Source organism: Enterococcus sp. DA9 (assembly GCF_008000875.1).
Lineage (GTDB): Bacteria > Bacillota > Bacilli > Lactobacillales > Enterococcaceae > Enterococcus_B > Enterococcus_B lactis.
Genome location: NZ_CP042839.1, coordinates 774,920 through 788,987 on the forward strand (window position 1 = coordinate 774,920; position 14,068 = coordinate 788,987).

Here is a 14,068-nt window from a genome sequence, read left to right on the forward strand (position 1 = left end):
TGAAGGAGGAAAAAGAATGAGTGAAGAAATCAGAGAAAACATCCATGATGTCAATCTAACCAGCGAAATGAAAGACTCCTTCATCGATTATGCGATGAGTGTTATTGTCGCACGTGCACTGCCTGATGTCAGAGATGGTCTGAAACCCGTTCATCGCCGTATTTTATACGGCATGAACGAATTAGGTGTGACACCGGATAAAGCCCATAAAAAATCTGCCAGAATCGTCGGAGATGTCATGGGTAAATACCATCCTCATGGGGATAGTGCGATCTATGAGTCAATGGTACGGATGGCGCAGCCATTTAGCTACCGTTATATGCTAGTGGATGGCCATGGAAACTTTGGTTCTGTTGACGGTGACGGTGCCGCTGCTATGCGTTATACCGAAGCACGGATGAGTAAAATCGCTACAGAAATGCTGCGTGATATCAATAAGAACACTGTTGATTTCCAAAGCAACTATGATGACACAGAAAAAGAACCCGTTGTATTACCTGCTCGCTTCCCCAATCTTTTGGTGAACGGAACGACGGGGATAGCCGTGGGTATGGCAACGAATATCCCACCTCATAATTTATCTGAGGTAGTAGCGGCTATCGATTTGCTGATGGATAATCCTGATGTGACGACCAATGAATTGATGGAAGTATTACCTGGACCAGATTTTCCAACAGGTGGTTTGGTCATGGGAAAATCAGGAATCCGAAGAGCGTATGAAACAGGTAAAGGTTCTATTACCGTACGTGCAAAAGTTGAGATCACTGAGATGCCAAATGGCAAAGAACGGATCCTCGTGACGGAATTACCTTATATGGTCAATAAAGCCAAATTGATTGAACGGATTTCTGAGTTGCACAGAGACAAGCGTATCGAAGGAATCACGGATTTGCGGGATGAATCTTCCCGTGAAGGCATGCGAATTGTCATTGACGTTCGTCGTGACGCCAGCGCATCAGTTATTTTGAATAACTTATACAAATTGACATCCTTGCAGAATTCATTCGGATTCAATATGTTGGCCATCGAAAAAGGCGTGCCGAAAGTTTTAAGTTTGAAACAAATCCTTGAAAACTATATCGAACATCAACGCGAAGTCATCACACGACGGACGGTCTTTGAAAAAGAAAAAGCAGAAGCAAGAGCACACATCTTAGAAGGTTTGCGTATTGCTTTGGATCATATCGATGAAATCATTGCGATTATCCGCGGGTCTAAATCAGATGACGAAGCAAAAGCAACAATGATCGAACGGTTCGATTTATCCGATCGCCAATCACAAGCTATCTTAGATATGCGTTTGCGTCGATTGACCGGTTTGGAACGGGAAAAAATCGAAAATGAATACCAAGAACTATTGAAACTGATTGAAGATTTGACTGACATTCTGGCAAGACCCGAACGTGTCACAGAAATCATCAAGAATGAATTAGCAGACTTGAATCAACGATTTGGTGATAAACGACGCACAGAATTACTAGTCGGTGAGGTCTTAAGTCTAGAAGATGAAGATTTGATTGAAGAAGAAGAAATCGTTATTACACTGACAAACAATGGTTATATCAAACGTTTGGCAAATAATGAATTCAGAGCTCAACGAAGAGGCGGGCGTGGTGTCCAAGGAATGGGTATCCACAATGACGACTTCGTCAAGAATCTAGTTTCTTGTTCTACCCATGATACATTGTTATTCTTTACGAATAACGGAAAAGTGTATCGGGCAAAAGGATACGAAATTCCAGAATACGGACGTACAGCCAAAGGTATCCCAATCATCAATTTGCTGGGTATCGACTCGAGTGAAAGCATCCAAGCAATTATTGCGGTGACGGGAGAAGCAGAAGAAGGCCACTACCTCTTCTTTACGACGCGTCAAGGTACAGTTAAACGTACGTCTGTCACTGCTTTCGCTAACATCCGAAGCAATGGTCTGATTGCAATTGGTTTGAAAGAAGATGACGAATTAGTCAATGTTCTATTGACAGATGGACAGTCAAATATCATCATTGGCACACATAACGGCTACTCTGTGACCTTCAAAGAGGAAGCAGTCCGCGATATGGGACGTACAGCTTCCGGCGTCAGAGGGATACGTTTGCGTGAGGAAGACTACGTTGTTGGGGCAGCCCTGATGAAGGAAGACCAAGAAGTACTAGTGATTACAGAAAAAGGTTACGGAAAACGGACCAAAGTATCGGAATATCCAGTGAAAGGCCGCGGAGGTAAAGGAATCAAAACGGCGAATATCACTGAAAAAAATGGTCCACTAGCCGGATTGACCACTGTTTCTGGAGATGAAGACATCATGCTGATTACAGATAAAGGTGTGATTATCCGTTTCAACGTATCGACTGTTTCTCAAACTGGACGTTCAACATTGGGTGTACGTTTGATGAAGATGGAAGCTGATACGAAAGTCGTCACAATGGCAGCAGTCGAGCCAGAAGCGGTAGAACAAACAGTTGAAGAGCAAGCAACAGAAGAATAATCATAAAGATGAAGTGTTTAAGTTAGCAAAGAGGTTGTGACAGAAGTTACTTCTGGAACACCGTGTAGGAGGTTGTGAAAAAGCTGCTCTGCATCAAGCAGTAAGAACAATCAGACAAAAATAGCATTCCATATTTTTCATCTGATTGGGCTTAGTGCCATAGATGCAAGCTTTTGAACACCGTTTAAGGAAGAGGTCGTGAGTCTGCCGTTTCACTCTGAGTCACAAGGAGCAATTTCAAAAAAATAGCTTCTCATGTTTGTTGAATATTGTGACTTGTGACCGAGGAGTTGGCAGGAGAACACCGTTTATTCGAAAAAAGGGAACTGCGACAAGACTTTTGTCACAGTTCCCTTGCTTGCTTTTTTGATTAATTGAATTTCTCTTAAAATATTTGAAACTGTTTATTCTGTATTGCTTTTGACCAAAATAGAGTGTATAATCAAAGCTTGTGAGTAGTCTAATTAATTAGATAACTCTCCTTGCTCTTAGGAACCTAAGAGCCGAAAGTCCACAGGGAGGTGAATATCAATGGAAAACACGAAATATGAAATCATGTACATTATTCGTCCAAACATTGATGAAGAAGCAAAAACTGCTTTAATCGAACGTTTCGATGCAATCTTGAAAGATAACGGAGCAGAAGTTATCGAATCAAAAGATTGGGAAAAACGCCGTTTCGCTTATGAAATGAACGGTTACCGTGAAGGTATCTATCACATCGTTAAAGTATCTTCTCCATCATCAGCAAATGCTGTCAATGAATTTGACCGTCTTGCTAAAATCAACGACGACATCATTCGTCACATGATTGTTAAAGAAGAAGCTTAATTGTTGTTTCATGTGAAACAATAGAAAAACGATGAGAGGAGATGACTATTTTGATTAATAATGTTGTATTAGTTGGACGTCTGACGAAAGATCCAGATTTGCGTTACACAGCAAGTGGTACGGCAGTCGCAACATTTACTTTGGCTGTGAATCGTAATTTTACAAACCAAAGCGGCAATCGCGAGGCTGATTTTATCAACTGTGTGATTTGGCGCAAATCAGCAGAAACTTTAGCAAACTATGCTCGTAAAGGAACACTTTTAGGTGTTACTGGACGTATCCAAACTCGTTCTTATGATAATCAGCAAGGACAACGTGTATACGTGACAGAAGTAGTAGCTGACAACTTCCAATTGCTGGAAAGTCGTTCTGCATCTGAAAATCGCCAACAAAGCGGCGGATTCCAAAGTTCTGGTCAATCAGCTGGCGGATTTGGCGGAAACAATAACTCTAATCAAACATCTCAATCATCCAACGGTATGCCTGATTTCGACCGTGATACTTCTGACCCATTCGGCTCAAGTTCAACGATCGACATTTCAGATGATGATTTACCATTCTAAACGAATTTGATAGGAGGGAAATAGAATGGCACAACAAAGAAGAGGCGGACGTAAACGTCGTAAAGTAGATTACATTGCTGCTAACCATATTGAATATATCGATTATAAAGATATCGAATTACTAAAAAGATTTATTTCAGAACGCGGTAAAATCTTGCCACGTCGTGTAACTGGTACAGGCGCTAAAAACCAACGTAAAATTACTGTTGCAATCAAACGCGCACGTATCATGGGCTTGCTACCTTTCGTTAGCGAAGACTAATAAATCCGAGGAATTGAATGACTGATCCTTTTGATCAGCTATTCAATTCTTTTTTTCTGTAAAAATAACCGATATTCGTTTAGTCGCTTGAATGACGAAAGTTATGGTAAAATCAAGTTAGTCATATATGGGAGGAAAATTATGGAAAATAAAAACAATCATTTATCCCCAAAACCTCTCTTCCTTATCCTGTTTATACTAATCGAAGTATTGGTAGTCTTAATTTTACCATTTCGTTTTGTTAGCGCTTTGGTCATTCTTTTGATGAATTTATGGGGCGTTCGCTATTGGTTGAAAATGAAACGCTGGCTTATTTTAAATAAACGTGAAAAAATCCAGCAGGCTTCGACCGTAGCCGAAACAAATCTGGCTTATGTCTCAGAAGTCATGCCTGTAGGAGTGATTGCTTATCAGCCATCAAGCCAAAAAATCGAATGGCTCAATCCTTTAGCATTGAAAGTCAAAGATCAAAGTGGATTAACAGAGGAAGAATTGTTAGATACTTTTTTTACTGCAAAAGAAAAAAAGAAAAACCAAGTCTATCTAGCAGATAAAACATTTCAGTTTGATATGGATACAGTAAAGGGTGTCGTTTATTTTAATGATATCACCCAAAACCAGTTGTTGAAACTTCATCAGGCGAACAGTCAGCCAGTAATCGGTATTTTATCTATTGATAACTATGCAGATGCTATTGATAAATTGGATGATAAAGAGATTTCTTATTTGAACTCTTTCGTCACTACACTAGTTTCTGACTGGATGAATGAATACCATGTCTTTTTCAAAAGAATCAACGCAGAACGGTTTTTCTTCGTCGCGCAGATGATCGATTTGAAAAAGATGATGGATAAAAAATTTGATTTGTTGGACCGCTTTCGAGCAGAAGCTGAAAAACAGAGCTCGCCTGTCACCTTGAGTATGGGGATTGCTTATGGCGCAAGATCCCTCGATGAAATCGGTGGAGAAGCTCAGAACAATTTAGATGTTGCTCTAGTCCGCGGAGGCGACCAAGTTGTCGTGAAAGAGGTAAAAGAAGGTGCGAAACCTGTTTATTATGGCGGTAAATCAGCTAAGAATGTCAAACGCACGCGTGTCCGTTCTCGAGCGATGAGTACTGCTTTGCGCCGGATTTTTGATGAAACAGGCGATGTGTTCATCATGGGACATAAATTTCCGGATATGGATGCTTTAGGCTCTGCTTTTGGTGTCAGTTGTCTTGCACGCTTCAACCAGAAAAAGGCTTATATCGTTATCAACGAGAACGAAATCATTCCAGATGTAGAACGTTGTCTCGAAGAAATCCATAAACATCCAGAATTAGAAATGCAATTGATCTCTCCAGAACGCGCCATAGAGCTGAAAAAAGATGAAGACCTCCTCGTGATGGTGGATTATCATAAACCTTCTCTATCGATCTCTCAGAGCCTATATGAGCAATTTGATAAGATCGTGATCATTGATCATCACCGCCGAGGGGAAGAGTTTCCAAGCAAGCCTTTGCTGACTTATATCGAATCTTCAGCCTCTTCCGCTTCAGAGCTAGTTTCTGAGCTGATCCAATACCAAAGCAGCAAAACGAATCGCTTAGATCGCTTTGAGGCCACACTATTACTTGCAGGGATGGTTGTAGATACGAATAGTTTCAATGTTCGTACAACTGCACGAACTTTTGATGTTGCCAGCTATTTAAGGTCTTGTGGAGCAGACGCATCCTTAGTACAATATTTATTGAGCTCGGACTTAGCGACATACTTGGAAATCAGTCATTTGATTGCTGGAAGCGAGTATGTGACTTCTGATATTGTTGTGGCGGCAGGAACAGATGAAAAAGAGTATAATAGTGTCATAGCGGCAAAAACAGCAGATACACTGCTTTCGATGATCAATATCAACGCAGCTTTCGTCATTACGAAGCGGACAGACGGATTGATTGGGATCAGTGCCCGAAGTACCGGTACGATCAATGTCCAAATCATCATGGAATCCTTAGGTGGTGGAGGACACTTCACAAATGCAGCTACTCAACTGGAGAATACGACAGTTGAAGAAACAAAACAGAAGCTTTTTGCTGCAATCAAAGAAAATATGAATCAAATATATGATAAGGAGTAATCCAAATGAAAGTAATTTTTTTACAAGACGTAAAAGGAAAAGGTAAAAAAGGGGACATCAAAGAAGTTCCAGCAGGTTATGCACAAAATTATCTAATCAAAAATAACTTGGCAAAAGAAGCAACGAAAAGTAGTATCAGTCAGTTAGCTGGACAGAAGAAAGCCCAAGAAAAACACGAAGCTGAAATCTTGGAAGAAGCTAAAAAATTAAAAGAATTCTTGGAAAAAGAAGATACGGTAGTCGAGTTAAAAGCAAAAGCAGGGGAAGACAGCCGTTTGTTTGGATCGATTCCTTCAAAACAAATTGCTGAAGGGCTAAACAAACAATACAAAATCAAATTAGATAAACGAAAAATCGAACTAGAAAACCCAATCCGTTCACTAGGCTACACAAACGTACCTGTGAAGTTGCATCATGAGGTGACGGCTACGATCAAAGTTCATGTCGTACAAGAATAACAAGTTTTGATAGTGATGTTCAGCTGGTAAGAAGAACCAGAAGGAGAAAAGACAAACCGAAATTTATCTGAGAAAAGCAGCTGTAGCAACAAAAGCACAAGCTGCATATCGATTTCAGATTGATTTCGGTTTCTTTTTTGAGAATAGTAAAATAGCATGAAGAAAACGAGTATAATAAAAGAGAGCTATTTTTTTAGGATACTTTCGATGCGAATGATGACTTTTCCATCATTTTCTTGTAAAATGAAGCAATTGAAGACAAGGAGCGATACGTATGAATGAAGTGTGGCAGGATCGAATCCCACCGCAAAATATTGAAGCTGAACAAGCGGTTCTAGGCTCTGTTTTTCTTGATGCAGAAACGATCATTGATGCCATGGAGTACATAGAGCCAAAAGACTTTTATCGTCGCGGCCATCAAATTATTTTTGAGACAATGATCGAGTTGAATGATCGTAATGAAGCGATTGACGTTGTTACTGTTAAAGACCGACTAGAACAAGCAAATTTGTTAGAAGATGCCGGTGGTTTAAGTTACCTATCAGATTTGGCTTTAGCAGTTCCGACAGCAGCAAATATCGTCTACTATGCAAAAATCGTTGAAGAAAAATCATTATTGCGTACATTGATCCAGACAGCAACGGGTATCGTTACAAAAGGATTCGAGCAAGGAGAAGAAGTTCAGACGATCTTAGATGATGCAGAACGCAGTATCTTGGAGGTTTCGGAAAAAAGAAATCGAAGCGGCTTTTTATCCATTGCTGAAGTACTGAACTCAACGATTGAAAATATCGATCGACTAGCTCAAAATAATGAAGAAATCACAGGCCTACCAACTGGCTATCAAGGTCTGGACAAAATGACAGCAGGTTTCCAGCCCGAAGAACTAATCATTCTGGCTGCTCGTCCGGCGGTAGGTAAAACTGCGTTCGCATTGAATATTGCTCAAAATGTAGGAACCAAAACAGATCGTTCTGTTGCGATATTCAGTCTGGAAATGGGGGCGGAATCTCTTGTAAATCGGATGCTTTGTGCAGAAGGTTCGATTGAAGCCAGCCATTTGCGTACAGGTCAGCTTTCGGAAGAAGAATGGTCGAATCTAATCGTTGCGATGGGAAGTCTTTCTCGAGCAAATATTTTCATCGACGATACACCAGGGATCAAGATCTCTGAGATCCGCGCGAAATGTCGGAAACTAGCGCAAGAAAAAGGCAACCTAGGCTTGATATTAATCGATTATTTGCAGTTGATTGAAGGTAACGGTAAAGAAAACCGTCAACAAGAAGTATCAGATATCTCTCGCCAACTGAAAAAACTGGCAAAAGAACTGAAAGTACCTGTCATTGCTCTGTCGCAGTTGTCTCGTGGAGTAGAACAGCGACAAGACAAACGTCCAGTACTAAGTGATATTCGTGAATCCGGATCAATCGAACAAGATGCGGACATCGTAGCCTTCTTGTATCGGGATGATTATTATGAAAGAGAAGGCGGAGATGACGATGATGGAAATGAGCCAAAAAATGACAACGTCATCGAAGTCATCATCGAGAAGAACCGAAGCGGTGCGCGAGGAACAGTTGAACTGCTGTTTATCAAAGAATACAATAAATTTTCGTCGCTTTCGCCAAGAGAAGAATTTTAAAGAAGAGGTTGTGGAAGCAGCGTTCAGCCTTGCGCAATGACCAAGAGCACTCGTATAAGATGCGACGAGTAACTGCAAAAGTGACTAGAGCACTTAATTAAAACAGATTTCCAAAGGGATTGTGACAAAAGTCTTGTCACAGTCCCTTTTTCCGAATAAACGGTGTTCCAGAAGTAACTTCTTCGGAAATAAGCCGAAATGCCACAAAAATTTGAGAAGCAATTTTCGTACATTCCTTCTTATTTCTTGAAGTTGACCACTTCTGTTACAACCTCTTTTTTAACAATCATTCTAAAACGATAAAAGTTCGTTTTTTAAGCGTTTTTATAAAATAAAAATAAAAATCATTCGATTTTATTTGAATTATGTATCTATTATTGATACAATGGTTCAGGATTAAATAATATAGAACGAGGTGTTCACATGTCATCTGTAGTAGTAGTAGGTACGCAATGGGGCGATGAAGGGAAAGGAAAAATCACAGACTTTCTCAGTGAAAATGCTGAAGTGATTGCACGGTACCAAGGTGGCGACAATGCAGGGCACACAATCAAATTCAACGGTGTGACTTATAAACTGCATTTGATTCCTTCTGGGATTTTTTATAAAGACAAGATCAGTGTGATTGGAAATGGCGTCGTAGTCAATCCTAAATCATTGGTCAAAGAATTAGCTTATTTACATGAAAAAGGTGTAGAAACAAGTAATCTGCGTATTTCTGACCGCGCACACGTAATCTTGCCTTATCATATCAAATTGGACCAATTACAAGAAGATGCGAAAGGTGAAAACAAAATCGGTACAACGATCAAAGGAATCGGACCAGCTTATATGGATAAAGCCGCTCGTGTAGGTATCCGTATCGCAGACTTATTGGATAAAGAAATTTTTGAAGAACGACTTCGTTTGAATCTAGATGACAAAAACCGTCAATTTGTAAAAATGTTCGATTCAGAACCACTTGATTTTGACGATATTTTTGAAGAATATTATGAATATGGTCAACAAATCAAACAATACGTCACAGATACTTCGGTTATCTTGAATGACGCCTTAGATGCAGGTAAACGAGTGTTGTTTGAAGGGGCACAAGGAGTCATGTTGGATATCGACCAAGGAACCTATCCTTTTGTTACTTCTTCTAATCCAGTAGCCGGTGGTGTTACAATCGGAAGCGGTGTAGGACCTTCAAAAATCAATAAAGTCGTCGGCGTCTGCAAAGCCTATACGTCACGTGTCGGTGATGGACCATTTCCAACTGAACTATTTGATGAAACAGGAGAACAAATCCGCAAAGTAGGACGAGAATACGGTACGACAACTGGACGTCCTCGTCGTGTCGGTTGGTTTGATTCTGTAGTTATGCGCCATTCTAAACGGGTTTCAGGTATTACCAACCTATCTTTAAACTCAATCGATGTATTAAGTGGATTGGAAACCGTAAAAATTTGCACGGCTTATGAATTAGATGGCGAACTAATCTACCACTATCCAGCAAGCTTGAAAGAGTTGAACCGTTGCAAACCAATCTATGAAGAATTGCCAGGCTGGTCAGAAGATATTACAGGATGCAAAACACTTGCAGAACTGCCAGAAAACGCACGTAACTATGTACGTCGTATCTCAGAGCTTGTTGGTGTACGTATCTCAACATTTTCTGTCGGACCTGATAGAACACAAACAAACATCTTAGAAAGCGTCTGGGCGCAAATCTAAGGATAAAAACGACGACTGAATCAGGACGTTCTTACCAGAGCGAGTCGAAGTGTTTATCTATACGATAATAATAAATGGTGTTCAAAGGCTTGCATCTACGGCACTAAGCCCAATCAGATGAAAAATATGGAGTGCTATTTTTATCTGATTGTTCTTACTGCTTGATGCAGAGCAGCTTTTTCACAACCTCTTCCTTAAACGGTGTTCAATCAGCTGACCCTCGGTATTCGCTCAACAAACGGCAAAATATGAGGAACTATTTTTCCGTTTTTTTCTCTAATACTCAGGTCAAAACGCTGATTTCACAACCTCTTATTCACGGTGGTCCAGAAGTAGCTTCTACGGAAATAAGCCGAAATTCCACAAAAATTTAAGAAGCAATTTTCGTAAATTCCTTCTTATTTCTTGAAGCTGACCACTTCTGTCACAACCTCTTATTTTGATTAGAACTTGCGAAAATAAACCGGTTAAAGTGTGTCTAGCGCAAGAGATTTGCTATAATAGACGATAAGGGTAAAATGTAACGAGAAGGGGTTGAAAAATGTGTATCAAATTGTAACAGATTCTTGTTGTGATCTGCCATACCATGTATTAGCAGAAGAAAAAATTGATTTTTTATCAATGAATCTCCAATTGAATGATCAAGAGTTAGTAGATGATCTCGGAAAGACATTCAATTATGACCGCTACATGAATCAGCTGAAAAATGGTGCGATGCCTACGACATCACAAATCAATGTTGGCCGATATTTAGAATTTTTCCGTTCTTATGCGGAAAAACAGATTCCTGTCTTATATGTGGCTTTTTCCAGTGGATTAAGCGGCTCTTACAGCAGTGCGCTTCAAGCTGTTGAATTACTGAAGGAAGAATATGAAGACCCTGAGATCTATGTTTTTGATACAAAAGCTGCAAGTATCGGGGAAGGGCTTTTAGTATTGGAAGCTGCAAGATTGAAAAAAGAAGGGAAAAGTATCGAAGAAACCTTAGAGTGGCTGGAAAAAAATTATTTGAAAGTCCATTCATGGGTAACTGTAGACGATTTGAAGTATCTAGAACGAGGCGGTAGGATTTCCAAAGCAAGTGCTACTCTGGGCAGTCTATTGAGTGTAAAGCCTATTATTACGGTAGATAAAGAAGGAAGGCTGACGAATGTTGACAAAGTTCGCGGAAGGAACAAGTCGATCCAGACAATCGTCAATGAGACAGTAAAAACAATCGTTGCGCCACTTGATCAAATCGTTTATGTGGCTTACGCTGGGGATCTAGAGAGCGCGGAGAAGGCAAAACGGCTTTTGGAAGAGCAGATAAAGATGAAAGATGTCAAGCTTTATCCCTTAGGACCAACGATCGCCAGTCACACAGGCTATGGCTGTATCGCGATTTTTTCGATGGGAATCAGTCGATAAAAGCAGTAACTCATTCTGTAAAAATGCCTAGGATTTGAATGTAACAAAAATAGCGACTCTTAAAAGATAGATGAGCATTCTATCTCTTAGAGGTCGCTGTTTTTTTGTTTTTTAAGCTAAATAGGTCGTTACGCCCATAACTCGTTCAATTGTTTTTGAATATCTGTGTTTTCCAAGAATTCATCATATGTCGTATCAGCCCGATCAATCACACCTTTATCTGAAACAGCAATGATACGGTTTGCCAATGTTTGGATAAATTGATGGTCATGAGAGGCAAACAGGATCGAGCCAGTAAATGCCATCAAGCCATCATTCAATGCGGTGATTGATTCTAAGTCTAAATGGTTCGTTGGATCGTCTAATACAAGTATGTTAGCTTTCGAAAGCATCATTTTTGAGAGCATACAACGGACTTTCTCTCCACCAGATAAAACATTTACTGGTTTCAATACTTCTTCACCAGAAAACAGCATTCTTCCTAAGAAACTTCTTAAGAAGGTGTTGTCATCTTCTTCTTTACTTGCATATTGGCGCAACCAGTCTAAAATCGTTAGATCCGTGTCGAATTCTTTCGTTGTATCCTTTGGTAAATAAGAATGACTGGTTGTTACTCCCCAACGTACTGTTCCAGTATCTGGTGTAATTTCACCCATTATAACTTTGAATAGCGTTGTTGTTGTTATATCATTTTCTGCGACAAAAGCAACCTTGTCTTCTTTGCTTAAATTAAAAGATATATCATCTAAGATTTTCTTTCCATCAATCGTTACACTTACATTTTCTACCTGCAATAAGTCGTTTCCGATCTCACGTTCAGGTTTGAATCCAACGAATGGGTAACGTCTAGAAGAAGGCTGGATATCGTCCAAAGTAATTTTTTCAAGCATTTTTTTACGTGAAGTTGCTTGTTTTGATTTTGATGCATTCGCACTAAAGCGAGCAATGAATTCTTGGAGCTCTTTGATTTGTTCTTCTTTTTTGGCATTTGCATTCGCTTGGAGTTTAGCCGCTAATTGACTAGATTCCAACCAAAAATCATAATTTCCTACATAAAGTTTGATTTTACCAAAATCCAGATCCGCCATATGTGTACATACTTTGTTCAAAAAGTGACGGTCATGGGAGACAACGATCACAGTATTTTCAAAATTAATCAAAAATTCTTCCAACCAATTGATCGATTGGATATCCAGACCGTTTGTTGGTTCGTCTAGTAAAAGAACATCAGGTTTACCAAATAGTGTTTGTGCTAACAACACTTTTACCTTTTGTCCGCCAGTCAATTCACTCATTTGCTGATGGTGCAATTCTTCAGGGATGTTCAGTCCTTGCAGTAAAACAGCTGCTTCTGGTTCTGCTTCCCATCCATTAAGCTCAGCAAATTCTCCTTCTAATTCAGCTGCTCGAATACCATCTTCGTCAGTGAAATCTTCTTTCATGTAAATTGCATCTTTTTCTTTCATCACTTCATACAGACGCTTGTGTCCCATGATGACTGTTTCAAGTACAGTATAGTCTTCATAGTCGTAATGGTTCTGTTTCAATACGGCCATCCGTTCATCTGGTCCCATAGTAACGGAACCTGTGGAAGGCTGCAGATCCCCTGATAACACTTTAAGGAACGTTGATTTACCTGCACCATTTGCACCAATCAAGCCATAGCAGTTTCCGGGGGTAAATTTAATATTCACATCATCAAATAGTTTGCGGTCTGAAAAGTGCAAACTCACATCATTTACAGTAATCAATTTTTTTCCTCACTTTTATCATTATTAGTTTTTGACAAGTCTTATAGAATTATATAGGGGAAAGGTAAAAGATTCAAGGCAATCGAACATTCTTTGTGTTTCACGTGAAACAGAATGAAGAAAATAAACATAAAAGAGGAGTAGAAATAGCTGCTATAGGATTTTTTAGTTTGAAACAGCATAATTTTTGACGTTATTTATAAGAAGGAGTACTATAAAACTGTAAAAGAAATGAAAGAAGGATAGAAAATGGATGAAAAAAGAACCATCGACTGGGGCTCATTGATTTTGGGAATTTTATTTGTACTTGTCTCATTGTTATCATTTCAAGACCCTGTCGGAAATTTAGTTGCAATTGTAGTAGTCTTTGCGATTTTTGCATTTATTAAAGGGATATTTGAACTGTTTGTACGTAACAGATTAAAAGAGCTAACAGGATATAAAGGAAAAATGCCCTTAATAATCGGGATCATCGATATTCTAGTTGGCGTCTTTTTCTTATTCAATATTGGTGCAGGAGTCGCAGCATTACCTTTTGTTTTTGCAGTATGGTTTATTGCTGATTCCGTTTTAGCGTTATTTACTGCTGACTTGGCAAGAGGAGTAAGTGAAGGTTATTATTGGTTTACGATCATCGTCAATATTTTAGGAATTTTATTAGGAATTTTCTTATTGTTTAATCCAATTTCTTCTGCGTTGACATTAAGCTTTTTAGTTGGGTTCTATTTTATGTTATTCGGCATCACACATATCGTCTATGCGTTTAGATAAGTGAAATCAAACAAATAAAAAAGCCAGCTTCCGGTAACAGTTTGACTGTTGCAATTGGTAGCTG

The 14,068-nt window shown here is 39.4% G+C and carries 11 protein-coding genes; 10 read left to right on the forward strand and 1 reads right to left on the reverse strand.

The window, feature by feature from the left end; genetic code table 11:
* Nucleotides 1-16: 16 nt before the first annotated feature.
* The 9 genes from gyrA (at nt 17) to FTX43_RS04595 (ending at nt 11,482) form a co-directional block, all read left to right on the forward strand.
* Complete coding sequence (gene gyrA / locus FTX43_RS04555) at nt 17-2,488, forward strand: DNA gyrase subunit A (RefSeq protein ID WP_147606798.1); 2,472 nt, start codon at nt 17-19, stop codon at nt 2,486-2,488.
* A 531-nt stretch (nt 2,489-3,019) separates the two neighbouring features.
* Nucleotides 3,020-3,319 carry a 30S ribosomal protein S6 gene (gene rpsF / locus FTX43_RS04560; RefSeq protein WP_002288366.1) on the forward strand — a complete coding sequence of 100 codons (300 nt, stop codon included), beginning with the start codon at nt 3,020-3,022 and terminating at the stop codon, nt 3,317-3,319.
* A 50-nt stretch (nt 3,320-3,369) separates the two neighbouring features.
* Nucleotides 3,370-3,882 (forward strand): single-stranded DNA-binding protein, encoded by a 513-nt coding sequence (gene ssb, locus FTX43_RS04565; protein WP_002288368.1) that lies wholly within the window; start codon nt 3,370-3,372, stop codon nt 3,880-3,882.
* A gap of 25 nt (nt 3,883-3,907) precedes the next feature.
* Complete coding sequence (rpsR, locus tag FTX43_RS04570) at nt 3,908-4,144, forward strand: 30S ribosomal protein S18 (RefSeq protein WP_002288370.1); 237 nt, start codon at nt 3,908-3,910, stop codon at nt 4,142-4,144.
* A gap of 141 nt (nt 4,145-4,285) precedes the next feature.
* Nucleotides 4,286-6,259 carry a DHH family phosphoesterase gene (locus FTX43_RS04575; protein ID WP_002313920.1) on the forward strand — a complete coding sequence of 658 codons (1,974 nt, stop codon included), beginning with the start codon at nt 4,286-4,288 and terminating at the stop codon, nt 6,257-6,259.
* Nucleotides 6,260-6,264: 5 nt separating this feature from the next.
* Nucleotides 6,265-6,717: a 50S ribosomal protein L9 gene (gene rplI, locus FTX43_RS04580; RefSeq protein WP_002288372.1), complete on the forward strand. Its 453-nt coding sequence runs from the start codon at nt 6,265-6,267 to the stop codon at nt 6,715-6,717.
* 274 nt (nt 6,718-6,991) lie between these two features.
* Complete coding sequence (gene dnaB, locus FTX43_RS04585) at nt 6,992-8,359, forward strand: replicative DNA helicase (RefSeq protein ID WP_002288373.1); 1,368 nt, start codon at nt 6,992-6,994, stop codon at nt 8,357-8,359.
* Between the two features lie 423 nt (nt 8,360-8,782).
* Nucleotides 8,783-10,075 carry an adenylosuccinate synthase gene (locus tag FTX43_RS04590; protein ID WP_002309895.1) on the forward strand — a complete coding sequence of 431 codons (1,293 nt, stop codon included), beginning with the start codon at nt 8,783-8,785 and terminating at the stop codon, nt 10,073-10,075.
* 543 nt (nt 10,076-10,618) lie between these two features.
* A complete protein-coding gene (locus tag FTX43_RS04595; protein WP_002316532.1) occupies nt 10,619-11,482 on the forward strand; it encodes a DegV family protein in 864 nt (287 codons plus the stop codon).
* 128 nt (nt 11,483-11,610) lie between these two features.
* Here FTX43_RS04595 and FTX43_RS04600 read toward each other — a convergent pair whose 3' ends face one another.
* On the reverse strand, nt 11,611-13,233 hold the full coding sequence (locus tag FTX43_RS04600; protein WP_147606800.1) for an ABC-F family ATP-binding cassette domain-containing protein: 1,623 nt from the start codon (nt 13,231-13,233) through the stop codon (nt 11,611-11,613).
* A gap of 249 nt (nt 13,234-13,482) precedes the next feature.
* Here FTX43_RS04600 and FTX43_RS04605 point away from each other — a divergent pair, with 249 nt between their 5' ends.
* Nucleotides 13,483-14,004: an HdeD family acid-resistance protein gene (locus FTX43_RS04605; protein ID WP_002309892.1), complete on the forward strand. Its 522-nt coding sequence runs from the start codon at nt 13,483-13,485 to the stop codon at nt 14,002-14,004.
* The last annotated feature ends 64 nt before the right edge of the window (nt 14,005-14,068 follow it).